This window comes from Pseudomonas sp. FP2254 (assembly GCF_030687695.1).
GTDB lineage: Bacteria > Pseudomonadota > Gammaproteobacteria > Pseudomonadales > Pseudomonadaceae > Aquipseudomonas > Aquipseudomonas quebecensis.
On sequence record NZ_CP117444.1, the window covers coordinates 3,460,999 to 3,483,538 of the forward strand.

Below are 22,540 nucleotides of genomic sequence, written 5' to 3' on the forward strand. Positions count from 1 at the left end.
TTAAACAGTGACGCGGGAGGCACAACGCCCCTCCCGCGTTTTCACCGATGTTCCGCCAACACTTTGAGCGCCTGCGCCGCCGCCTGCTCCTGCCCGGCTTGGGCGGTTGCATTGGCCGCCTCGCGCCAGCGCTGCGCATCCACATTAGCCGGCAATTGGCTCGCGCGCTGGGTGAGGATCGCCCAATGCCCGGCACTGGCCCATTTCGATTCAAAATCGCTGAAGCTCATCACCAGTCGCCGGTCCATGCCCGAACGCAATAGCACTGTGCTCTTCTGCTGATTAAAGCCCACTACCACCACATACCGCGCGTCGGACCACAGCCCGCCGCCAAGGCGCGCCATCACCGGGTAACCCGCCGCCACCTGCGCCAGCACGGCGGTCAGCCTGGCCTCCAGCGGATACACCATGAGCCCGTACTCGCGCGCCAGTTCCGGCATCGTGCGCTCAAGGTTGGCTTCGCCGCCCGGCAACTGCAGCGGTTTATCCAGCAGCCCCGGTGTCATCACAATGCCTTGTTGCGACAGCATGCTGGCTAACGCAGCAGGGCCGCTCTGATAAGCCTCGCTGCGAAAGGTCGGCACGCCATTGAGCTCGACGCGTTCGGGCAGGCCCGCCAGTTTCGAAGGTTGCCCGGCACAGGCCGTGAGCCCCAGGGTGAAGGCCAGCAGCAGGGACGCTGTAAGGTTCGACCGTAACCGCACTTTTTTACTCTCTTGATCAGCCGTCGGTGAGGGGCCTGATCATAGCCCAATCACGTTTCCGTGGGGCCTGGATATAGCGAACCGGTTGGACGGACACGACCATTGGTCAATAGCAGGCAACCGCCCGTTGGCTAGACTGTCCATTGAGAAGACTGTGTGTGCCCCCTGCGGGGCGAAGGAGGCCCGAATGAGCCTTGCAACGACGATTTTTTTATTGATCTGCGGTTGGCTGGCAGTAGCCGGCGCCATGTTGTGGGGGGTGTTGCGCATCACCCGCCGGCACCATCACCCCCACGTCAAACCCGCCAAAGCGCATAAGTCAGTGGCGCGTCACGCCTAGCCAGGCATGCAATTGAAGTCCTGGGTCGTCGCGACTTCGTGACCGTGCGCATCCCTGAGGGATGCGCGCACGGTCATTCCCAGGCTGGACTCCACCAAGGTGTAGTGCTCGCCTGCCTTGAAGTGCTTGTACTCCACGCGTCCCTGGCAGTCCTGCTGGTTGTCGTCCCCAGGTTCGTCCTCGAACAACGTCACATCCAGCCGGTGGTCGCCCGGGGTAACCTCGAAGAAGCGCCCATCATCCACGCGTTTGCCATCCACGCGCTCGGCCAGCAGGTCATTGGGCGCTTCCTCTTTAAGGCCGATCCAGGCCTCGCTCGGGTCCGCCTTGGGCATCGGTCCGGCACAGGCCGATAACAGCAATACGGCGCTCAGGACAGGGAGTAACAAAAAGGGTTTGAGTGACATGGCAACGCTCCTCGGGTCAATCATTCGATGGGCGACAAGCTTGGAGAGCTGCTACGGCTGGAACAAATGAAAGCCTATGAAACGATCTTCAGCTGTTACCTAAATGTTCCTTCACCTGGCTGAAAGGTGCGTGTTAGGTGGGTCGGGCAAGACTGCCGGGGTTTGCAATCCTGCTCTGTTGGAGATCCACGCATGCTCGGGCTGGTAAAGACCGCACTGCACAAGCCGTACACGTTTATCGTGCTGGCCATATTCATCTGCATCATCGGGCCAATGGCGGCCCTGCGCACACCCACCGATGTGTTCCCCGATATCGGCATTCCGGTGGTCGCCGTCGTCTGGCAATACAACGGCCTGTCGCCGGACGCCATGGCCGGTCGGGTGATCTATACCTACGAACGCTCCCTGAGCACCACCGTCAACGACATCGAACACATCGAATCGCAATCCCTGCCCGGCATGGGCATCGTCAAAATTTTCTTCCAGCCCGGCGTCGATATCCGCACCGCCAACGCCCAAGTGACCGCCGTGTCACAAACCGTGCTCAAGCAAATGCCACCCGGCATTACGCCGCCGCTGATCCTCAACTACAGCGCGTCCACGGTGCCGATCCTGCAGATGGCGTTCTCCAGCCCGACGCTGTCGGAAGCCAAAATTCGCGACCTGGTGCAGAACAATATCCGCCTGCCCCTCAGTGCCCTGCCCGGCCTGGCGATGCCTACGCCGATGGGCGGCAAGCAACGCCAGATCACCCTCGACCTCGATCCTCAGGCCCTGGCTGCCAAAGGCCTGTCGGCCCAGGACGTGGGCACGGCGCTGGCCCTGCAGAACCAGATCATTCCGGTGGGCACCGCCAAACTCGGTTCGAATGAATACACGGTCCTGCTCAACAACAGCCCCAAGGCCATCGATGAGCTGAACAACCTGCCGATCAAGACCGTCGACGGCGCGCTGATTACCATCGGCCAGGTCGCCCATGTGCGCGACGGTTCGCCGCCGCAGACCAATATCGTGCGCGTCGACGGCCATCGCGCGGTGCTGATGCCGGCATTGAAAAACGGCAGCATCTCAACCCTGTCGATCATCGACGGCATCCGCCAGATGCTGCCGCGCATCAACGAAACCCTGCCGCCGTCGCTGAAGACCTCGCTGCTGGGTGACGCCTCGGTGTTCGTCAAGCAATCGGTGGGCAGCGTGGCGCAGGAAGGCATTATTGCCGCGCTGCTGACCAGCGCGATGATCCTGCTGTTCCTCGGCAGTTGGCGCTCCACAATCATCATCGCGGCATCGATTCCCCTGGCGGTGCTGGCGGCCATCGCGCTGCTGGCGGCCAGCGGGCAAACCCTCAACGTCATGACCCTGGGCGGGCTGGCGCTGGCCGTGGGGATCCTGGTGGATGACGCCACGGTGACCATCGAAAACATCAACTGGCACCTGGAACAAGGCAAGGCGGTGAGGACCGCGATTCTCGACGGCGCCGCGCAGATCGTCGGCCCGGCGTTCGTCTCTCTGCTGTGCATCTGCATCGTGTTCGTGCCGATGTTTCTGCTGCAAGGCATCGCCGGTTATCTGTTCCGGCCGATGGCGCTGGCGGTGATCTTCGCCATGGCCAGCTCCTTCGTCCTGTCGCGCACCCTGGTGCCGACACTGGCCATGTTTCTGCTCAAGCCGCACACCCCGGAGCAAGGCGCGGGGCACCATCCCGAAGACGAATTCATCAACCATCATGAAGGCGAGCAACACCCGAAACCACGCAATGCCGCGCTGCAAGCGGTGCTGAATTTCCAGCAGGGTTTCGAGCGCCACTTCTCGAATATCCGCGACACCTATCACGGTCTGCTGACGCTGGCCCTGGGCAACCGCAGGGTCTTTATCCCAGGGTTTCTTGCCTGCGTGCTGGCCTCCTTCCTGCTGCTGCCCAGCCTGGGCCAGGACTTTTTCCCGGCCACCGATGCCGGCGCACTGGCCCTGCACGTACGCCTGCCGCTGGGCACGCGCATCGAAGAAAGCGCCGCAGCCTTCGACCGTATCGAAGCGCGCATTCGCGAAGTCATCCCGGCCCAGGAGCTGGACACCATTGTCGACAATATCGGCATGCCGCTGAGCGGCATCGACATGGCCTACAGCAGCAGCGGCACCATCGGCCCGCAGGATGGCGATATCCAGGTCACCTTGAAAGCGCACCACGCCCCCACCGCCGACTACGTGAAAAAACTGCGTGAAGCCTTGCCGCAAAGCTTCCCCGGCAGCCACTTTGCGTTCCTGCCGGCGGACATCAGCAGCCAGATCCTCAACTTCGGCGCGCCGGCGCCGCTGGATGTGAAAATCTCCGGGCGCAGCGATGCAGAAAACCGCGCCTATGCCGTCGAGCTGGAACGCCGCCTGCAGCACGTGCCGGGCATCGCCGATCTGCGTATCCAGCAATCCACCGGCTACCCTTCGCTGCAGGTGAATGTCGACCGCCTGCGCGCTAACGGCCTGGGCATTACCGAGCGCGACGTGACCAACAGCATGGTCGCGTCACTGGCGGGCAGCTCGCAGATTGCGCCGACCTTCTGGCTCAACCCCGCAAATGGGGTGTCCTACTCCATCGTTGCCGCCACCCCGCAATATCGCCTGGACAGCCTGCCGTCGCTGGAAGCCTTGCCGGTCACCGGCGCGAACGGCCAGTCGCAGATCCTCGGCGGCGTGGCAACCATCTCCCGCGTGCAAAGCCCGGCGGTGGTGACCCACTACAACATCGAGCCGACCCTGGACCTGTACGCCAATGTGCAAGGCCGCGATCTTGGTGGTGTGGCGCGGGACGTGCAAAAGGTGCTCGACGACACCGCGGCCATGCGCCCCAAAGGCGCGACGATCAGCCTGCATGGGCAGATCGATGCACTGCATGAAGCCTTCAGCGGCTTGAGTTTTGGTCTGCTGGGCGCGGTGGTGCTGATCTATCTGCTGATCGTGGTCAACTTCCAGTCGTGGGTCGACCCGTTTGTGATCATCACCGCGCTGCCGGCGGCGCTGGCGGGGATCGTGTGGATGCTATTTCTCAGCGGTACCTCATTGTCGGTACCGGCCTTGACCGGCGCGATCCTGTGCATGGGCGTGGCCACCGCCAACTCGATCCTGGTGGTGAGCTTCTGCCGGGAACGCCTGGCCGAACACGGCGATGCTTTGAAAGCTGCATTGGAAGCGGGCTACACGCGCTTTCGCCCGGTGTGCATGACCGCCCTGGCGATGATCATCGGCATGCTGCCCCTGGCTCTGTCCGAGGAACAGAACGCGCCGCTGGGTCGCGCCGTCATCGGCGGTTTGATCCTCGCTACCACTGCCACCCTGTTGTTTGTACCCGTGGTCTTCAGCCTGGTCCACGGTCGTCACCCTACTCGCGTCACTGCTGGAGAAACGCCCCATGTCGTCTGATCACAAACCCTCGCGCAAGCGCCTGATGCTCCTGGGTGTCGGCGGCCTGACCCTGGCCGCCGTGTTGGTTGCCAACGGCCTGCATGCCCGCACGCTGCACGAACAATCGGTCACCGCCTGGACCGAGACCGCCGCCATCCCTCAGGTGAGAGTGTTCCAACCCAAGCAGAACGTGGCCGGCGACACCTTGCGCCTGCCGGCGCATCTGGAAGCCTGGAGCAAGGCGCCGATTCACGCTCGGGTCAGCGGTTATCTGAAGGACTGGAAAGTCGACATCGGCAGCCACGTCAACGCCGGGCAAGTCCTCGCGGAAATCGACAGCCCCGATCTCGACCAGCAATTGGCACAGACCCATGCACGTCTGGTGCAGGAACAGGCCAATGCGCGCCTGGCCGGCACCACCGCCACACGCTGGCAAAACCTGCTGGCCAGCCATTCGGTATCGCGCCAGGAGGCGGATGAAAAAACTTCCAATGCCGCTGCCGCCAAGGCCAACGCCGAGGCCGCCGCTGCCGACTATGCCCGGCTGTCGGCGCTGGAAAGCTTCAAGACCCTCCGCGCGCCGTTTGCCGGCACCATCACCGCGCGCAACACCGATATCGGCCAGTTGATCAAAGCCGACACCGACAGCGCTCCGGAACTGTTCAACATTGCCGACACCCACCAGTTGCGCCTTTATGTACCGGTGCCGCAGAACTACGCAGCGGTCATCCATCCGGGCCTGGAAGCCGAGCTGAGCGTGCCCGAGCACCCCGGCGAGCACTTCAAGGCGCGCCTGATCGGCGATTCCACTGCCATCGACCGACGGTCAGGCACCCTGCTCGCCCAATTCGCGGTCGACAACCCCAGCGGCGAATTGCTGCCGGGTGACTATGCCGAAGCGACTCTGCCGATTCCGGCCGACACCCACGGCGTGAGCATCCCGGCCAGCGCCCTGATCTTCCGTGCCCAGGGCACTCAGGTCGCAGTGCTGGATGCGCAGAATCATATCCACCTGCAAGCCATCCATATCGGCCTCGACCTGGGCGAACGCCTGGTGATCGACCAAGGCTTGAAACCCGCCGACCGCATCGTCGACAACCCGCCCGATGCGCTGCGCGAAGGTGATCCCGTGCAACTCGCCGATGCCTCCGGAGGTGCGCATGCGCATAAGGCTTAAACCGCTCGCCGCATTGACGCTGCTGGTCTTGCAGGGTTGCTCGATGGCGCCGACCTACAAGGTGCCGGCGATCGACCTGCCGGCCAACTACCGCGAACAGACCAGCGATGGACCCTGGCACAGCGCCCAGCCCTCCGACCAACTGGCGCCCCAATGGTGGAAGCTCTACAACGATTCGCGCCTGAATGACCTGCAACAGCGGCTGCTCAAGGCCAACCCGGACCTGGCGGCGGCGCTGGCGCACTTTGATGCTTCCCAGGCGTATGCCAGCCAACTGCACGCAGGCCTGTTCCCGCAGATCACCGCCAGCGCGCAACCTCTGCGCCAGCGGCAATCGGATTCGCGACCGTTGCGGGGGGATACGCAACCGTCGGTGTACAACAGCAACATCGCGGGTTTTTCCTTGAGCTACGACCTCGACCTGTGGGGCAAAATTCGCAATCAGGTCGCGGCCGGCGATGCCCAGGCGCAAGCGTCCGGGGATGACCTGGCGGTGGCGCGCCTGAGTTTGCAGCGTCAGCTGGCGACCTTGTACGTGCAGCTCAATGGGCTGGATGCACAGAGCCGGATTCTCACTGGCTCGCTGGATGATTTCAGCCAGGCATTGCAACTGACCCGCAGCCGCTACGAGGGCCAGATAGCCTCGGAGCTGGACCTGACCCGTGCGCAAAATCAACTGGCGCAGGCCAGGGCGCAATTGGACGAGGTACGCGGCCAACGCAACCTCACTGAGCACGCCATCGGCGAGTTGGTAGGTGTGGCAGCCAGTGACTTTACCTTGCCGCCCGACCAGCAACTGATCGCCCTGCCGGGAATTCCGTCGCAGTTGCCAAGCCACCTGTTGCAACGTCGCCCGGATATTGCAGCGGCAGAGCGACGGGTGTTTGCGGCCAACGCAAATATCGGCGTGGCCAAGGCGGCGTGGTATCCGGACTTCAGCTTGACCGGGTTGATTGGCGGGCAGACGCAGGGCGTCGGCAATCTGCTGACGGCGGGCAATCGGTATTGGGCACTGGGCCCGTTGGTGAACCTGCCGATCTTCGACGGTGGCCGCTTGAGCGCCAATGAACGCCAGGCCAAGGCCGAGTTTGAAGAGGCGTCGGCGCAGTACCGCAGCCAGGTGCTGAAGGCCGTGCGCGAGGTGGAAGATAACCTGGCGCAACTGCGGGATTTGCAGCAGGAAGCGCAGGATGAACAAGCGGCGGCGGATGCGGCGCAGCATACGCAATCGCTGGCGATGAACAGCTATCAAGCGGGTGCGGTGAGTTACCTGGATGTGGTGACCGCGCAGACGGCGGCGTTGCAGGCGCAGCGGACATTGCAGGCGGTGCAGACGCGGCAGTTGCAGGCCAGTGTAGGACTCATGACCGCACTCGGCGGCGGCTGGCAACCTGGTGCCTGACATCACCCCAGGCACAGTGATAGCGGTGGAACAGCCAGTTTATCCGTAGCTGAGCCCCCTCCCACACGGGTCCTGCGTCAGACACATAATGTATAAGCGTCGCTGAGCCAATGTGGGAGGGGGCTTGCCCCCGATTGCGGTGATTCAGTCAATCATCACTGACTGATCCACCGCATATTTCAGCCCTCTGGCCGACTATTAAGAAAAACACTCACCACTGTGTAATCACTACCATTGGCATGCCGATACAGGGTACTGCTGTGATAGTCGGATACATCCCCCGACACCGAAACCATAATCGAACGGCTCTCGACATCAACTTTTACCGCCCCGTCACGCGTAACTAGAAACGGATTGGCATCTTTCAATAAAGCCAATATTTCACTATCGGCTCCCAAGGTGCGGTAAACGTAATATCGGTAACTGAACGGCACAGTGGCCCCTCCGCGATCATCCTTGACGCCATAGATCGAAGCGTCATCACTGATCGGCACACGGAGTACAACCTCCGTCAATTGCGGACGGCCCGGCGAAAGCAGCCAATCACCAGCGATATACACCAAGCAAAGCGCCAGCAAGATCGTTGTGACCGTTGAATAAAGCGACTTTCTAGTAGTTCCTGAACCTGGCATACCTGATTCCTTTCTTGATCCAATATTGGTCCACTGGATCGTCACCGAAAGGCGCATCCCCCCACCAACGACCAAACTCGGGTTTATCCGTACCCGCCCTGGTTTGAGCAAGTCCCGCTGCACGTAAAAGCACTTCTTCGCTGAAACCCGCGGCAATCCCCACGGCGCCATAGTGAAAGTTTCCAAACGCTTCATATTCTTTGGAAATTTGCTTGTAGTCCCACGGGCCGCGATTGCGGACCTGAGTATAAAGCCAAGAATACATAAACGCTGAACCGGCTTTCAGTACATTCTTTTTATGAAAAGCGGGTGGCCATATTTTCGTCAACCGATACACCTTGCGGGGGCATAGGGTTCGCCATTGCATGCTTCCTCTGCATTAGGTTTTTGAGCGGCAGAACCTAACACCGGATAGCCAAGATTATGAGCGAGGAGAAGAGCAAAAGAGGATTCGTACGAAGGAGTAAGACATGCCTTACACCACAGCCTCAAAGCAAGATACTTCCAAGTGCAATGAGGTTGCGGCAGCGTCAGTTCTGGCCTCATCGGGGGCAAGCCCCCTCCCACACTGATCCTGCGTCAGACACATAATGTATAAGCGCCGCTGAGCCAATGTGGGAGGGGGCTTGCCCCCGATGGCGGCCGTCCAGACACATCCTGCCAAAAGCCTGCCGCTCAACCTCCTGCTCTCCAATCTAGCCTCTCTAAGCACATCTAAAGAGGGCCAGGGAATGGCAGATCTACCCGCTTCACACCGCCTGCGCATCGGCCGCTTCAGCGAGCAAGGCCGCATCTACCTCATCACCACCAACACTCACGAACGCACACCGCTATTCAGCCATTTCCACCTCGGTCGCCTGGTGGTCTGGCAATTTCGGTTAGCCCAGTACCAAGGGCTGGCCAACTCTTTGGCATGGGTGATCATGCCGGACCATTTTCATTGGCTGATCGAGCTACGCAAAGGCTCGCTGGCGGACCTGATGCGGCAGGTGAAGTCCAAGAGCACGCGATCCGTCAATGGTGTGAGTGGTCGCAAGGGCCGGCTGTGGCAGCAGAGCTTTCATGACCGGGCCCTGCGCGAGGAAGATGATTTGGTGAAAATGGCTCGGTATGTGGTGGCTAATCCATTGCGTGCGGGTTTGGTCGAACGGATTGGCGACTACCCACTCTGGGATGCCATCTGGGTTTAACGTCAAACACCGCCCAAATATGGGAGGGAGCAAGCGCCCTCCCATATTGTTAATCACACGTTCAGGCGGCGAGTGCAGCAGAGGCCGCCACCATCGCACGCAACAACACCGCACACCCCGCCGCCAGGTCATCCGGCGCGGCGTTTTCGATTTCGTTGTGGCTGATGCCGCCTTCACACGGCACAAAGATCATGCCTGCCGGCCCCAACTCCGCGATGAAAATTGCGTCGTGCCCCGCCCCGCTGACGATGTCCATGTTCGACAGACCCAGGCCGTTCGCCGCGTTACGCACCGCCTCGACGCAGCCTTTGTCGAAGTACAACGGCGGGAAATCGGCGGTGGGTTCCATCTCGAAACTCAATCCGTGTTTGGCACAGGTGACTTCGATCACTTGGCGCACCTGGGCAATCATCGAATCCAAGCGCGCCGGTTCCAGGTGCCGGAAGTCCAGGGTCATGCGCACTTCGCCGGGGATGACGTTGCGTGAGCCCGGATAGGCCTGCAGGCAACCGACCGTTCCGCAGGCGTGGGGTTGATGCCCCAGCGCCGCCGTATTCACCGCTGCCACGACCGCCGCCGCGCCGACCAGGGCGTCCTTGCGCAGGTGCATCGGCGTCGGCCCGGCATGGGCTTCGACGCCACGCAGTTTCAGGTCGAACCGCTTTTGCCCCAACGCGCCGAGCACCACGCCAATGGTCTTTTTCTCATCCTCCAGAATTGGCCCTTGTTCGATATGCGCCTCGAAATACGCACCGACCCTATGCCCACTTTCAGGCCGGGTTCCCGCGTAGCCAATTGCATTCAACGCATCGCCCACGCTGACCCCGTCCGCATCGACCTTGGCCAGGGTATCGGCGAGGGTGAATTTCTCGGCGAACACCCCGGAGCCCATCATGCACGGCGGAAAACGCGAGCCCTCCTCGTTGGTCCACACCACCACTTCCAGGGGTGCCTCGGTTTCGATTTTGAGGTCGTTCAGCGTACGCAGCACTTCCACGCCGGCCAGCACACCGAAGCAGCCATCGAACTTGCCGCCGGTGGGCTGGGTATCAATGTGGCTGCCGGTCATCACCGGCGGCAGGTCAGGGTTGCGCCCGGCGCGGCGGGCAAAAATGTTGCCGATGCCGTCGACGCTCACCGTACAGCCAGCCTCTTCACACCACTGCACGAACAGATCGCGAGCCTTGCGATCGAGGTCGGTAAGGGCCAGCCGACACACGCCGCCCTTGGGCGTGGCACCGAGTTTTGCCAGGTCCATCAGCGACTGCCACAAGCGGTCGCGGTTGATGTGCGGGTGGCTCGATTGCAGAACGTCGAGGGCAGCGTTCATGGGGGTCTCCTCAGGCTTGTATTTCTTATGAATTGACAACGATCGGGCTGGCTGCGCGCCTGGCGTTCAGGCCGTAATACAACAGCCCGCCCAACGCCGAACCGGTAAACCAGCCGTAACTGTAAAACCAGCTGAACGCATCGCTGCTCAGGGACAGCAAGGTCAGCACCACCGGCACACCAAAGGCGATAAACCCGCTCCAGTTCCACGCCGGGTAGACGTCGTCGCGGTACAGGCCGGCCAGGTCCAGCTGCTGCCTGCGGGTGATGAAGTAGTCCACCACCATGATTCCGGCGATCGGCCCCAACAGGCTCGAATAGCCCAGCAGCCAATTGGAATACACCGTCTCCAGGCTCACATCCGAGACAATCAGGCCGAGTTTCTTGAGCAGTTCATGCGCCATCAGCGCCAGCCCAACCAGGCCGGTGAGGATCACTGCGGTGGTGCGGTTGATCAGCTTGGGCGCGATGTTCTGGAAGTCGTTGGTGGGCGAGACAATATTGGCCGCCGTGTTGGTGGAGAGCGTGGCGATGATGATCAGCGCCATCGCGACGGCAACCCATACCGGGCTTTGGATATGGCCGATGAGGGTGACGGGGTCGGACACGCTCACGCCCACCAGTTTTACCGAGGCGGCGGTCATGATCACGCCGAGGGCGGCGAACAGAAACATGGTCAGCGGCAGGCCGAAAATCTGCCCGAGGATCTGGTCCTTCTGGCTCCTGGCGTAGCGGCTGAAGTCGGGAATGTTCAGCGACAAGGTGGCCCAAAAACCGACCATGGCGGTCAGGCCCGCCATGAAATAACCGGTGAGGCTCGCGCCTTCGGGCCGCTTGGGCGGGATCGCCATCAGCTCGCTGATCGACACATTCGGCATCGCCCACACCAGCAGACCGATGCCCACCGCCACCAGCAAGGGCGCCGACAGGGTTTCCAGGCGCTTGATCGACTCGGCGCCGCGCAGCACGACCCACAAATTCAGGCACCAGAAAATCATGAACCCGATCACCTCGCCGGTGCCGCCCAGGGACTTCCAGCCTTCGAAAATCGAGCCCAAAAACAGGTGGATCGCCAACCCGCCGAACATCGTCTGGATGCCGAACCAGCCGCACGCCACCAGGGCGCGAATCAGGCACGGCACGTTGGAACCGAGAATACCGAACGAGGAGCGCAGCAGCACCGGAAACGGAATACCGTACTTCGTGCCGGGAAACGCGTTGAGGGTCAGCGGCAGCAACACCACGATATTGGCCAGCAGAATCGCAATCAGCGCCTCCCCCACCGACAAGCCGAAATACGCGGTAAGCACACCGCCCAGCGTATAGGTGGGCACACAGATCGACATGCCGACCCACAGCGCGGTGATATGCCATTTGTTCCAGGTTCGTTCATGCACCTTGGTCGGTGCCATGTCGTGGTTGTAGCGAGGGCTGTCGAGGACGTCGGGGCCGGCGTCGAGTTCGTACAGGCCGTTGCGCTCAATGACTTGCGATCTGTTCTGTTGCATGGCCGCTCCACGGTTTTTTCGAATTATTGTTGCTCACCCCCTGCAACGCAGGAGATGGCCGGAGTACCTCGTAAACAACATGACATCACAGGCCCGGCCAGCCGCCACTGCACTCAATATTCGTGCCGTTAACCGCCGCCATGCCCTCACCGCTTATATAACTTGCTGATGTTAATCAACTTTCAGATTGAATCCGGGTTACTTGTTGCTGGGTTCAGCCGGGGCATTAAGCAAGTTGCCTGAACCGGTCGGACTCAATCTGGTGCAACACAATTATTTTCATTTTTCACTCCCGTCAAGCGGCATATCTCAAGCACCTGATTTGCAATAAGAAATGTTGCTCAATTTGCAAACCTGTCAAGTGCGTCAAAATGGTGAACGCCCGCTACATTTTGGTGATTCCAACATTTTTTAGTTTATTTTCAATAGGTTATATCTTGAATAAGCTTATAAAAAATACGCTTGCCCAATCGGAAAACTCGGGCTAGTTTCTATTCCTGTCACCGATGTCAGGAATAAACCTGAGATGGGAACGCAGCATTACAACACTTAGAACTGGCACAAGCCGGTCAAGCCTGTGAGGAATTCGACATGTCGCTGTTGATCCGTGGCGCCACCGTAATTACCCATGATGAAAGTTACCGCGCCGATGTTTTATGCGCAGGCGGTCTAGTTCGCGCTATTGGCATGGACCTGGACATTCCTGTCGGCACCGAAGTGCTCGACGGCAGTGGCCAATACTTGATGCCCGGCGGCATCGACCCCCACACCCATATGCAACTGCCCTTCATGGGCACCGTGGCCAGCGAAGATTTTTTCAGCGGCACGGCGGCGGGTTTGGCCGGCGGCACCACATCGATCATCGATTTCGTGATTCCCAACCCGCAGCAGTCGTTACTGGAAGCCTTCCATCAGTGGCGCGGCTGGGCGGAAAAATCGGCGGCCGACTACGGTTTCCATGTCGCGATCACCTGGTGGAGCGAACAGGTGCGCGAGGAAATGGCCGAGCTGGTCAGCCACCACGGTATCAACAGCTTCAAGCACTTCATGGCCTACAAGAACGCGATCATGGCGGCGGACGACACCCTGGTCGCCAGCTTCGAACGCTGTCTGGAACTGGGCGCGGTGCCCACCGTGCATGCGGAAAACGGCGAGCTGGTGTACCACCTGCAACGCAAGCTGATGGCCCAGGGCATCACCGGCCCGGAAGCGCACCCGCTGTCGCGGCCGTCCCAGGTGGAAGGCGAAGCGGCCAGCCGGGCGATCCGAATCGCCGAAACCATCGGCACGCCACTGTACCTGGTGCATGTGTCCACCCGAGAAGCCCTGGATGAGATCACCTATGCCCGTGGCAAGGGCCAGCCGGTGTACGGCGAAGTGCTCGCCGGCCATCTGCTGCTGGACGACAGCGTCTATCAGCACCCCGACTGGCAGACTGCAGCCGGCTATGTGATGAGCCCACCGTTCCGTCCGCGCGGGCACCAGGAGGCGCTTTGGCACGGCCTGCAATCGGGTAACCTGCACACCACCGCCACCGACCACTGCTGCTTCTGCGCCGAGCAAAAAGCCGCCGGGCGCGACGACTTCAGCAAGATCCCCAACGGCACCGCCGGGATCGAAGACCGCATGGCACTGCTATGGGATGAAGGGGTCAACACCGGCCGCTTATCCGTGCAGGACTTCGTTGCGCTGACCTCCACCAACACCGCGAAGATCTTCAACCTCTACCCCCGCAAAGGTGCGATCCGCGTGGGTGCCGATGCCGACCTGGTGCTGTGGGACCCGCAGGGCACACGTACCATTTCCGCCAAGACCCACCACCAGCAGGTCGACTTCAACATCTTCGAAGGCAAGACCGTGCGCGGCGTGCCGAGCCACACCATCAGCCAGGGCAAGCTGGTCTGGGCCGATGGCGACCTGCGCGCCGAGCGCGGGGCCGGGCGCTATGTGGAGCGGCCGGCGTATCCGGCGGTGTTCGATCAGTTGAGCAAGCGGGCCGAGCATTCCAGGCCAATTGCTGTGAAGCGCTGAACATACAGCGCACATGATCGTTCCCACGCTCTGCGTGGGAATGCAGCCAGGGACGCTCCGCGTGCCAAGAGCGGACGCAGAGCGTCCAGTGAGGCATTCCCACGCAGAGCATGGGAACGATCGCCCATCAGAGGCAGAACCTCAATAACCGTGAGGCCACCACCGTGATCCAGACCCTGACCCACCTCCCCCATCCCGTAGAAGATGGCGCAACCCTCGCCAGCCATTTCACCGACCTGGCACCGCCTCTCAACGCCCGCCAGGCCCAACTGGAAGCCTCACGCTGCCTGTATTGCTACGACGCGCCGTGCGTGAATGCATGCCCCAGCGAGATCGATATCCCCTCGTTCATCCGCAATATCCACACCGATAACGTGCAGGGCGCCGCGCAGAAAATCCTCTCGGCCAACATCCTCGGCGGCAGCTGTGCGCGGGTCTGCCCCACCGAAATCCTGTGCCAGCAGGCCTGTGTCCGTAATAACGCCGAAGAATGTGCGCCAGTGCTGATTGGCCTGTTGCAGCGCTATGCGGTCGACAATGCCCACTTCAGCGAACACCCGTTCCAACGCGCCGCGCCCACCGGCAAACGCATCGCCGTGGTCGGCGCCGGGCCCGCCGGCCTGGCCTGCGCCCATCGCGCGGCGCTGCACGGCCACGACGTGGTGATTTTCGAAGCGCGGGAAAAGGCCGGCGGCCTGAATGAATACGGGATCGCCAAATACAAACTGGTGGATGACTTCGCCCAGAAGGAGCTGGAGTTCCTGCTGCAGATCGGCGGCATCGAAATCCGCCACGGCCAGCGCCTGGGCGACAACCTGACCCTGAGCGAACTGCACCAGCAATTCGATTCAGTGTTTCTCGGCCTGGGCCTGGCCGCCAGCAAGCAACTCGGTCTACCCCATGAGGACGCCCCCGGCCTGCTCGCCGCCACCGACTATATCCGCGAACTGCGCCAGGCCGATGACCTGACCCAACTGCCGCTGGCCGACCGCTGCATCGTGCTCGGCGCCGGCAACACCGCCATCGACATGGCCGTGCAGATGGCCCGCCTCGGTGCCCGCGATGTCAACCTCGTCTACCGCCGTGGCCTGGCCGATATGGGCGCCACCCACCATGAGCAGGACATCGCCAAGGCCAACCAGGTACGTCTGCTGACCTGGGCTCAGCCTGAAGAGGTGTTGCTCGACGATAAGGGCCACGTTCGCGGCATGCGCTTTGCTCGCACACGCATGGAAAACGGACGTCTGAGTGCCACGGGAGAAACCTTCGAACTGGCCGCCGATGCGATATTCAAGGCCATTGGCCAAGGCTTCGATAACGAGGCGTTGCACGACCCACTGGCCCAGCAACTGCACCGCGTGGGCGAGCGGATTTTCGTCGACGAGCACCTGCGCACCAGCATTCCAGGCGTCTACGCCGGCGGCGACTGCGTCAGCCTCGGCCAGGACCTTACCGTGCAGGCGGTACAACATGGCAAGCTGGCCGCCCAGGCCATGCACGCCCAACTCATGCTGAATGTGGAGGCTGCGTAATGGCCGATCTCTCGATTGTCTTCGCCGGTATCAAAGCCCCCAACCCGTTCTGGCTGGCCTCCGCGCCGCCCACCGACAAGGCCTACAACGTGGTCCGGGCTTTTGAAGCCGGCTGGGGCGGCGTGGTGTGGAAAACCCTCGGCGAGGACCCGGCGGCGGTCAACGTATCCTCGCGTTACTCGGCGCACTATGGCGCCAACCGTGAAGTGCTGGGCATCAACAACATCGAGCTGATCACCGACCGCTCCCTGGAGATCAACCTGCGGGAAATCACCCAGGTGAAAAAGGACTGGCCCGACCGCGCGCTGATCGTGTCGCTGATGGTGCCTTGCGTTGAAGAGTCGTGGAAAAACATCCTGCCCCTGGTGGAAGCCACCGGCTGCGACGGTATCGAGCTCAACTTCGGCTGCCCCCACGGCATGCCCGAACGCGGCATGGGCGCGGCGGTGGGCCAGGTGCCGGAGTACGTGGAACAGGTGACGCGCTGGTGCAAGACCTATTGCTCGCTGCCGGTGATCGTCAAGCTCACGCCGAATATCACCGACATCCGCGTGGCGGCACGCGCGGCGTATCGGGGCGGGGCGGATGCGGTGTCGCTGATCAACACCATCAACTCCATCACCAGCGTCGACCTGGAGCGTATGGTCGCGCTGCCGACGGTTGGCACCCAGAGCACCCACGGCGGTTATTGCGGTTCGGCGGTCAAGCCGATCGCCCTGAACATGGTCGCTGAAATTGCCCGCGACCCGCAGACCCAAGGCTTGCCGATCTGCGGGATCGGCGGCATCGGCACCTGGCGCGACGCCGCCGAATTCGTCGCCCTCGGTTGCGGCGCGGTGCAGGTGTGCACGGCGGCGATGCTGCATGGGTTTCGCATCGTCGAAGAGATGAAGGACGGGCTGTCGCGCTGGATGGACAGTCATGGCTACCAGAGCCTGCAAGCGTTTTCCGGCCGCGCGGTGGGCAATACCACGGACTGGAAGTACCTGGACATCAACTACCAGGTGATCGCCAAGATCGACCAAGAGGCGTGCATTGGCTGTGGGCGTTGCCATATTGCCTGTGAGGATACCTCGCACCAGGCCATCGCCAGCCTGAAACAAGCGGACGGCACGCATAAATACGAAGTGATCGATGATGAATGCGTGGGCTGCAACCTGTGCCAGATCACCTGCCCGGTGGCCGATTGCATCGAGATGGTGCCCATCGACACGGGCAAGCCGTTTTTGAATTGGACGCAGGATCCGAGGAATCCGTACAGGGAGGCGGTGTAGCCCTTCAGGCCTCATCGGGGGCAGCCCCTTCCACATTCGACCGAGTCTGTCTGAATGAATGCGGTCAAGTGTGGGAGGGGGCTTGCCCCGATGAGGCCCCAAGCCCCACCACGATACTCAAGGCTCCAACCCAATCCCCCGCAGAATCACACTGGTCACCGTCTGGATCGCCTTCTCGAACTGCATATCCGACAACGGCTGGTGATCATTCAAAATCGTCACCTGGTAATCAAAGTCGGCGTAGTGCTGGGTCGATGCCCAGATCATATACAGCAGGCTCGACGGTTCCACCGGCAGGATGCGTTTGTCTTCCACCCACTGGCGAATTTTCGCTTCCTTCATCTTGGCCCAGTCGTACAGGCTTTCGTCGAGCGCCTCACCCAGGGTCGGCGCGCCGTGGATGATTTCGTTGGCCCAGACTTTCGAGCCGTACGGCCGTGTGCGTGAACGCTGCATCTTGGCGCGGATGTAGCTGCTGAGCACCACCCGTGGGTCATCGAAGGTTTCAAAACTCAGGGCATCCTGTTTCCACAGGTCCAGCAGATCGAACAGCACCGCGCTGTACAGCTCGCTCTTGGTGGTGAAGTAGTAATGCAGGTTGGAGCGCGGCAGTTGCGCTTGTTCCGCGATGTCGGCCATGGCGGTGCTGCCATAGCCTTTCTCGGCGAAGACTTTCTCCGCCGCCAGCAGGATTTTTTCGACGTTGGCTCGGCGAATGCCACTCTTGTGATTGCCCATATGGGCTCCCTGACAAAGACATAAACCAAAGACTACCACCGCTCTAGATCGGGGCGACAGGCACAGTCGAAACTTCGTACACTGCCCGCTCTTCCCCATTGATTGGTATTGCACAATGTTGATCAAGCAAGCCCTGACCACCGTTGCCCTGCTCGCGTCCCTGCTGGGCGCTTCGGCGGCATTTGCCCATGCCCACCTGAAAAGCGCCACCCCGGCGCAGGACAGTACCGTCACCGCACCCAAAGACCTGCGTCTGACTTTCAGCGAAGGCGTCGAGGCCACCTTCACCAAGGTGTCCCTGAGCAAGGACGGCACCGAAGTCGCTATCAAAGGCCTGGAAACCCCGGACGCCGACAAAAAAGTCCTGGTGGTCACACCGGCCGCGCCGCTGGCAGCCGGCACTTACACCGTCGAGTGGCATGCGGTCTCCGTCGACACCCACAAAAGCGAAGGCACTTATCGCTTCAAGGTCGGCCAATAAGCGATGGCAACCCTGCTGGTGCTGTGCCGCTTCGTGCATTTTATCGTCGTGCTGCTGATGTTCGGAGCCTGGGCCTTCAGGCCCTGGCTGCTGGGCGGCGATACACAGCCGGCGTTGGACCGCACCTTGCTGCGCCTCACCCGTGGGCTGGCCTGGATCGGCCTGGCGTCCGGCGCGGCCTGGTTGCTGCTGATCACCGCGAGCATGGCCGGCGGCTGGGACGCAGCACTGCAGCCGAACACCGTACGCCTGGTGCTGAGCAAGACGTTCTTCGGCCAGGTGTGGGTCTGGCACCTGTTGCTGAACCTGCTGCTGGTGATCGCCCTGGTCAAACCCTGGCCGGCGCTGCGCCTGCCGCTGCTGGCACTGTTGCTGGCCACTCTGGCCCCGGTGGGGCACGGCGCTATGCTGGACGGGACGAGCGGACGCCTGCTGATCCTCAACCAAGTGGTGCACCTGGTGTGTGTCGGCGCGTGGCTGGGCGGGTTGCTGTTGCTGGTGCTGATCTTCAGGCAAGCGCCGCGTTACCGGCTGGAGCCGGTCCTCAGGCGTTTCAGCGGCGTCGGCTATGGCCTGGTTGCGGCGTTGCTGGTGAGCGGGTTGATCAACGTACGTGTCCTCACCGGGCAACTGTGGCCCACGCCGTTGTTCAGTGGTTTTGCCTTGATTCTATTGATCAAGGTGATGCTGGTGCTGGGCATGTTGGGCTTGGCCCTGCTGAACCGGCTGCGCCTGGGTAGCGACGAACAGCGCTTGGCCAGTTTGAAAGGCAGCGTGATGCTGGAGTGGCTGCTCGGTGTTTGTGCGGTAGCGGCCGTTTCGGTGCTGGGCACCTTGCCTCCGATGGTCCTGGCTGGCTGAAATGTGGGAGGGGCGGTGCGACGATTCGACTTGCCTGCGATAGCCATAGGTATCTACACAGGTCTTAGAGGCCGACACATAACTCTGTGGGGAGCAGGCCTGCCCTGTGGTGAGCAGGCTCACCACAAGAGCCTCAAGGGATGTTTTCACTGATACCCGTGCCGCCCCCTCTCAAATTAACCTCGCGCACCTTAGTCATCGTATGACTTCTGCTTGACACTCCGAGAATTTCTCGCAAATATCCGCGCCAATGTTGTACGACGACGTATGACATCTAATAAAAACAACAAAAGAATGGAGCGTCACTGTGAGTCAACTCGCCCGCAATTCCTGCGCACGCCTGGGCCTGGTCGGCCTCGGCAGCCTGGCCATCACCCTGCCCTTCGCCGCGCATGCCGACGGCTTTGTCGACGACGCCAAGGCCACCCTCAACCTGCGCAACGCCTATTTCAACCGTAACTTCACTAACCCAGGCAACGCCCAGGGCAAGGCTGAAGAGTGGACGCAGAACTTCATTCTCGACGCCAAGTCCGGTTACACCCAAGGCACCGTTGGCTTCGGGATTGACGTGCTGGGGCTGTACTCGCAGAAACTCGATGGCGGTAAAGGCACCGGCGGCACCCAGTTGTTGCCGATCCACGACGACGGCCGCCCCGCCGACAACTTCGGACGCCTGGGCGTGGCGCTGAAAACCAAGTTGTCGAAGACTGAATTGAAAGTCGGCGAATGGATGCCGGTGCTGCCGATCCTGCGCTCCGACGATGGCCGCTCACTGCCGCAAACCTTCCGCGGCGGCCAGGTCACGTCCAATGAAATCGCGGGCCTGACCCTCTACGGCGGGCAATTTCGCGGCAACAGCCCGCGCAACGACGCGAGCATGGAAGACATGTTCATGAACGGCAAAACGGCGTTCAAGTCCGACCGTTTCAACTTCGGCGGCGGTGAATACACCTTCAACGACAAACGCACCCAGGTCGGCCTGTGGTACGCCGAGCTCAGCGATATCTACCAGCAGCAGTACGTCAACCTCATCCACAGCCAACCGGTGGGCGACTGGACCCTGGGCGCCAACCTCGGTTTTTTCAACGGCAAAGAGGACGGCAGTGCACTGGCCGGCGACCTCGATAACAAAACCGCGTTTGCCCTGCTCTCGGCCAAGTACGGCGGCAACACGTTCTACGTGGGCCTGCAGAAACTCAGCGGCGACAGCGTGTGGATGCGCGTCAACGGCACCAGCGGCGGCACCCTGGCCAACGACAGCTACAACTCCAGCTACGACAACGCCAAGGAAAAATCCTGGCAACTGCGTCACGACTTCAACTTCGCGGTGCTCGGCGTACCCGGCCTGACCTTGATGAACCGCTACATCAGCGGCAGCAACGTGCACACCGGAACGATCACTGACGGCAAGGAATGGGGCCGCGAATCGGAACTGGCCTACACCGTGCAGAGCGGCGCGCTGAAAAACCTCAACGTGAAATGGCGCAACTCGACGATGCGTCGGGATTTCAGCACCAACGAGTTCGATGAGAACCGGATATTCATCAGCTACCCGATCTCGCTGCTCTAAAGATTGCACAACCTGACACTGACGCCCAACTCATGTGGGAGGGGGCTTGCCGCCGATGAGGCCGGGTCAGCCGATGTTTCCTTAGCTGACCCACCGCTGTCGCGGCGAGCCGAATCGACGTTGACAACCCGGAGCTCCGTAACAATACTTCGACATAGTCATACGACAACCTACAACAAAAATCTGGAATGCTCATGACCACCATCACCCCAACTCCCTTCCATCGCCTGCTGCTCACCGGGGCCGCCGGCGGCCTGGGCAAAGTCCTGCGCGAACGCCTGCGCCCCTACGCCCACGTACTGCGCCTGTCGGATATCGCCGAGATGGCCCCCGCCGCCAATGCCCAGGAAGAAGTGCAGCCGTGCGATCTTTCGGACAAACAAGCCGTGCATCACCTGGTGGAAGGCGTCGACGCAATCCTGCACTTTGGCGGCGTGTCGGTGGAGCGCCCGTTCGAGGAGATTCTCGGAGCGAATATCTGCGGGGTTTTCCATATCTACGAAGCCGCGCGCCGCCATGGCGTCAAACGGGTGATCTTCGCCAGCTCCAACCATGTGATCGGCTTCTACAAGCAGGACGAAAAAATCGACGCCCGCTCCCCGCGCCGCCCGGACAGCTACTATGGCCTGTCCAAGTCCTACGGCGAAGACATGGCGAGTTTCTACTTCGATCGCTACGGCATCGAGACCGTCAGCATCCGCATCGGCTCCTCGTTCCCCGAGCCGCAGAATCGCCGGATGATGCACACCTGGTTGAGCTTCGATGACCTGACCCAACTGCTCGAACGCGCCCTGTACACGCCCAACGTCGGCCACACCGTGGTCTACGGTATGTCGGACAACCTCGACACCTGGTGGGATAACCGCTACGCCGCGCACCTGGGCTTCGTACCCAAGGACAACTCCGAAGTGTTCCGCGCCCAGGTCGAAGCCCAGCCGCCGGTGGCTGACAACGACCCGGCCAAGGTGTATCAGGGCGGCGCGTTCTGCGCGGCCGGGCCGTTTGGCGATTGAGCGTTCACCAACCCAGGAAGTGGCCATGACTGCTGAATTGATCGTCGACGCCCGCAACGCCGTGGGCGAATGCCCGGTGTGGGTACCCGAGGAAAACGCCCTGTATTGGGTGGATATCCCCAACGGCGGCCTGCAGCGCTGGAGCGCCGCCACCGGCCACCTGGCTGCGTGGAAAGCCCCGCAGATGCTCGCCTGCATCGCCCGCACCGACGCGGGCAATTGGGTCGCCGGCATGGAAACCGGGTTTTTCCAACTCACCCCGCATAACGACGCAAGCCTCGACGCCACGCTCCTGGCCGGTGTCGAGCACCCGCGCACGGACATGCGCCTGAACGATGGCCGCTGTGATCGCCAGGGGCGCTTCTGGGCCGGCAGCATGGTAATGGACATGGGCCTGAATGCGGCCGAGGGCATCCTTTACCGCTATGCGTCAGGTTCCGCGCCGCATGCTCAGCTGGAAGGCTTTATCACGCTGAACGGCCTGGCCTTCAGCCCCGACGGCCGCACGATGTACGTCTCGGATTCGCACCCGTTGGTGCAACAGATCTGGGCTTTTGATTACGACCTCGACACCGGCACACCGTCCAACCGCCGCGAGTTCGTCGACATGCACAACCACCTCGGCCGTCCCGACGGCGCCGCCGTGGACGCCGACGGCTGTTACTGGATCTGCGCCAACGACGCCGGGCTGATCCACCGTTTCACCCCCGACGGCCGCCTCGATCGCTCCTTGAGCGTACCGGTGAAAAAGCCCAGCATGTGCGCGTTTGGCGGCAGTCGCCTGGACACCTTGTTCGTCACCTCGATCCGTGATGACCAGGGCCCGCAGTCGCTCGCCGGCGGCGTATTCGCCCTCAACCCCGGGGTGACCGGCCTGCCGGAGCCCACCTTCACCCTCTGACTGATTCTTCCTGCGCGCCTGTGTGGGCATGCATCCTGTGACGCTGCGCGTCAC

Annotated in this window: 20 protein-coding genes; 13 read left to right on the forward strand and 7 right to left on the reverse strand. The window is 61.6% G+C overall.

Translation table 11 applies throughout. The annotated features are described in order from the left end of the window. Positions 1–41 precede the first annotated feature (41 nt). The gene (locus tag PSH94_RS15810; protein WP_181081749.1) at positions 42–704 is read right to left on the reverse strand and encodes a peptidase C39 family protein; all 663 of its coding nucleotides are present in this window, start codon (positions 702–704) and stop codon (positions 42–44) included. A gap of 187 nt (positions 705–891) precedes the next feature. Between PSH94_RS15810 and PSH94_RS15815 the strand changes: the two genes are divergently transcribed. Continuing rightward, entirely contained in the window at positions 892–1,044 is a 153-nt protein-coding gene (locus tag PSH94_RS15815) for a hypothetical protein (RefSeq protein WP_181081748.1), read from the forward strand. Here PSH94_RS15815 and PSH94_RS15820 read toward each other — a convergent pair. Further along, positions 1,041–1,451 carry a hypothetical protein gene (locus tag PSH94_RS15820; RefSeq protein WP_253508357.1) on the reverse strand — a complete coding sequence of 137 codons (411 nt, stop codon included), beginning with the start codon at positions 1,449–1,451 and terminating at the stop codon, positions 1,041–1,043. The genes PSH94_RS15815 and PSH94_RS15820 overlap by 4 nt on opposite strands. A 192-nt stretch (positions 1,452–1,643) precedes the next feature. Here PSH94_RS15820 and PSH94_RS15825 point away from each other — a divergent pair, with 192 nt between their 5' ends. From PSH94_RS15825 to PSH94_RS15835, 3 genes are read left to right on the forward strand one after another with little or no spacing between them, the layout of a single operon-like run. Then, entirely contained in the window at positions 1,644–4,865 is a 3,222-nt protein-coding gene (locus PSH94_RS15825; RefSeq protein WP_181081746.1) for an efflux RND transporter permease subunit, read from the forward strand. Beyond that, on the forward strand, positions 4,855–6,024 hold the full coding sequence (locus PSH94_RS15830) for an efflux RND transporter periplasmic adaptor subunit (RefSeq protein ID WP_181081745.1): 1,170 nt from the start codon (positions 4,855–4,857) through the stop codon (positions 6,022–6,024). Before PSH94_RS15825 ends, PSH94_RS15830 begins: the two co-directional genes overlap by 11 nt. After that, a complete protein-coding gene (locus PSH94_RS15835; protein WP_305435199.1) occupies positions 6,008–7,426 on the forward strand; it encodes an efflux transporter outer membrane subunit in 1,419 nt (472 codons plus the stop codon). The genes PSH94_RS15830 and PSH94_RS15835 overlap by 17 nt, the downstream gene beginning before the upstream one ends. Before the next feature lie 179 nt (positions 7,427–7,605). Here the strand turns inward: PSH94_RS15835 and PSH94_RS15840 are convergent, their stop codons facing one another. Both PSH94_RS15840 and PSH94_RS15845 read right to left on the reverse strand, forming a co-directional pair. Further along, positions 7,606–8,058 (reverse strand): hypothetical protein, encoded by a 453-nt coding sequence (locus PSH94_RS15840; RefSeq protein WP_305435201.1) that lies wholly within the window; start codon positions 8,056–8,058, stop codon positions 7,606–7,608. After that, a complete protein-coding gene (locus PSH94_RS15845) occupies positions 8,036–8,425 on the reverse strand; it encodes a polymorphic toxin type 44 domain-containing protein (RefSeq protein WP_305435203.1) in 390 nt (129 codons plus the stop codon). Before PSH94_RS15845 ends, PSH94_RS15840 begins: the two co-directional genes overlap by 23 nt. Before the next feature lie 364 nt (positions 8,426–8,789). Here PSH94_RS15845 and PSH94_RS15850 point away from each other — a divergent pair, with 364 nt between their 5' ends. Then, positions 8,790–9,248: a transposase gene (locus tag PSH94_RS15850; RefSeq protein WP_253508363.1), complete on the forward strand. Its 459-nt coding sequence runs from the start codon at positions 8,790–8,792 to the stop codon at positions 9,246–9,248. Positions 9,249–9,309: 61 nt separating this feature from the next. Here the strand turns inward: PSH94_RS15850 and PSH94_RS15855 are convergent, their stop codons facing one another. Then, entirely contained in the window at positions 9,310–10,578 is a 1,269-nt protein-coding gene (locus PSH94_RS15855; RefSeq protein WP_305435205.1) for a Zn-dependent hydrolase, read from the reverse strand. 25 nt (positions 10,579–10,603) lie between these two features. After that, positions 10,604–12,085: an NCS1 family nucleobase:cation symporter-1 gene (locus tag PSH94_RS15860; RefSeq protein WP_305435207.1), complete on the reverse strand. Its 1,482-nt coding sequence runs from the start codon at positions 12,083–12,085 to the stop codon at positions 10,604–10,606. Between the two features lie 591 nt (positions 12,086–12,676). Between PSH94_RS15860 and hydA the strand changes: the two genes are divergently transcribed. The 3 genes from hydA (at position 12,677) to preA (ending at position 16,922) form a co-directional block, all read left to right on the forward strand. Continuing rightward, complete coding sequence (gene hydA, locus PSH94_RS15865; RefSeq protein WP_305435209.1) at positions 12,677–14,116, forward strand: dihydropyrimidinase; 1,440 nt, start codon at positions 12,677–12,679, stop codon at positions 14,114–14,116. Positions 14,117–14,280: 164 nt separating this feature from the next. After that, complete coding sequence (locus PSH94_RS15870) at positions 14,281–15,648, forward strand: NAD(P)-dependent oxidoreductase (protein ID WP_305437737.1); 1,368 nt, start codon at positions 14,281–14,283, stop codon at positions 15,646–15,648. Then, the gene (gene preA, locus PSH94_RS15875) at positions 15,648–16,922 is read left to right on the forward strand and encodes an NAD-dependent dihydropyrimidine dehydrogenase subunit PreA (RefSeq protein ID WP_181081738.1); all 1,275 of its coding nucleotides are present in this window, start codon (positions 15,648–15,650) and stop codon (positions 16,920–16,922) included. The genes PSH94_RS15870 and preA overlap by 1 nt, the downstream gene beginning before the upstream one ends. A gap of 117 nt (positions 16,923–17,039) precedes the next feature. On the opposite strand, the gene PSH94_RS15880 is transcribed toward preA, so the two are convergent. Then, positions 17,040–17,660 carry a TetR/AcrR family transcriptional regulator gene (locus tag PSH94_RS15880; RefSeq protein WP_305435210.1) on the reverse strand — a complete coding sequence of 207 codons (621 nt, stop codon included), beginning with the start codon at positions 17,658–17,660 and terminating at the stop codon, positions 17,040–17,042. A gap of 115 nt (positions 17,661–17,775) precedes the next feature. Here PSH94_RS15880 and copC point away from each other — a divergent pair, with 115 nt between their 5' ends. The 5 genes from copC (at position 17,776) to PSH94_RS15905 (ending at position 22,486) form a co-directional block, all read left to right on the forward strand. Continuing rightward, complete coding sequence (copC, locus tag PSH94_RS15885; RefSeq protein WP_181081736.1) at positions 17,776–18,141, forward strand: copper homeostasis periplasmic binding protein CopC; 366 nt, start codon at positions 17,776–17,778, stop codon at positions 18,139–18,141. A 3-nt stretch (positions 18,142–18,144) separates the two neighbouring features. After that, a complete protein-coding gene (gene copD / locus PSH94_RS15890) occupies positions 18,145–19,002 on the forward strand; it encodes a copper homeostasis membrane protein CopD (protein ID WP_305435213.1) in 858 nt (285 codons plus the stop codon). Between the two features lie 307 nt (positions 19,003–19,309). Then, on the forward strand, positions 19,310–20,572 hold the full coding sequence (locus tag PSH94_RS15895) for an OprD family porin (RefSeq protein ID WP_266247611.1): 1,263 nt from the start codon (positions 19,310–19,312) through the stop codon (positions 20,570–20,572). A gap of 194 nt (positions 20,573–20,766) precedes the next feature. Beyond that, positions 20,767–21,585: an NAD(P)-dependent oxidoreductase gene (locus PSH94_RS15900; RefSeq protein ID WP_266247609.1), complete on the forward strand. Its 819-nt coding sequence runs from the start codon at positions 20,767–20,769 to the stop codon at positions 21,583–21,585. A gap of 25 nt (positions 21,586–21,610) precedes the next feature. Continuing rightward, positions 21,611–22,486: an SMP-30/gluconolactonase/LRE family protein gene (locus tag PSH94_RS15905; RefSeq protein WP_305435214.1), complete on the forward strand. Its 876-nt coding sequence runs from the start codon at positions 21,611–21,613 to the stop codon at positions 22,484–22,486. Positions 22,487–22,540: the final 54 nt, after the last annotated feature.

Bases quoted from the DNA above. Each gene is read 5' to 3' on its own strand.
- PSH94_RS15815 (WP_181081748.1), top strand. From the start codon at position 892: ATGAGCCTTGCAACGACGATTTTTTTATTGATCTGCGGTTGGCTGGCA.
- PSH94_RS15820 (WP_253508357.1), bottom strand. From the start codon at position 1,451: ATGTCACTCAAACCCTTTTTGTTACTCCCTGTCCTGAGCGCCGTATTG.
- PSH94_RS15825 (WP_181081746.1), top strand. From the start codon at position 1,644: ATGCTCGGGCTGGTAAAGACCGCACTGCACAAGCCGTACACGTTTATC.
- PSH94_RS15830 (WP_181081745.1), top strand. From the start codon at position 4,855: ATGTCGTCTGATCACAAACCCTCGCGCAAGCGCCTGATGCTCCTGGGT.
- PSH94_RS15835 (WP_305435199.1), top strand. From the start codon at position 6,008: ATGCGCATAAGGCTTAAACCGCTCGCCGCATTGACGCTGCTGGTCTTG.
- PSH94_RS15840 (WP_305435201.1), bottom strand. From the start codon at position 8,058: ATGCCAGGTTCAGGAACTACTAGAAAGTCGCTTTATTCAACGGTCACA.
- PSH94_RS15845 (WP_305435203.1), bottom strand. From the start codon at position 8,425: ATGCAATGGCGAACCCTATGCCCCCGCAAGGTGTATCGGTTGACGAAA.
- PSH94_RS15850 (WP_253508363.1), top strand. From the start codon at position 8,790: ATGGCAGATCTACCCGCTTCACACCGCCTGCGCATCGGCCGCTTCAGC.
- PSH94_RS15855 (WP_305435205.1), bottom strand. From the start codon at position 10,578: ATGAACGCTGCCCTCGACGTTCTGCAATCGAGCCACCCGCACATCAAC.
- PSH94_RS15860 (WP_305435207.1), bottom strand. From the start codon at position 12,085: ATGCAACAGAACAGATCGCAAGTCATTGAGCGCAACGGCCTGTACGAA.
- hydA (WP_305435209.1), top strand. From the start codon at position 12,677: ATGTCGCTGTTGATCCGTGGCGCCACCGTAATTACCCATGATGAAAGT.
- preA (WP_181081738.1), top strand. From the start codon at position 15,648: ATGGCCGATCTCTCGATTGTCTTCGCCGGTATCAAAGCCCCCAACCCG.
- PSH94_RS15880 (WP_305435210.1), bottom strand. From the start codon at position 17,660: ATGGGCAATCACAAGAGTGGCATTCGCCGAGCCAACGTCGAAAAAATC.
- copC (WP_181081736.1), top strand. From the start codon at position 17,776: ATGTTGATCAAGCAAGCCCTGACCACCGTTGCCCTGCTCGCGTCCCTG.
- copD (WP_305435213.1), top strand. From the start codon at position 18,145: ATGGCAACCCTGCTGGTGCTGTGCCGCTTCGTGCATTTTATCGTCGTG.
- PSH94_RS15900 (WP_266247609.1), top strand. From the start codon at position 20,767: ATGACCACCATCACCCCAACTCCCTTCCATCGCCTGCTGCTCACCGGG.
- PSH94_RS15905 (WP_305435214.1), top strand. From the start codon at position 21,611: ATGACTGCTGAATTGATCGTCGACGCCCGCAACGCCGTGGGCGAATGC.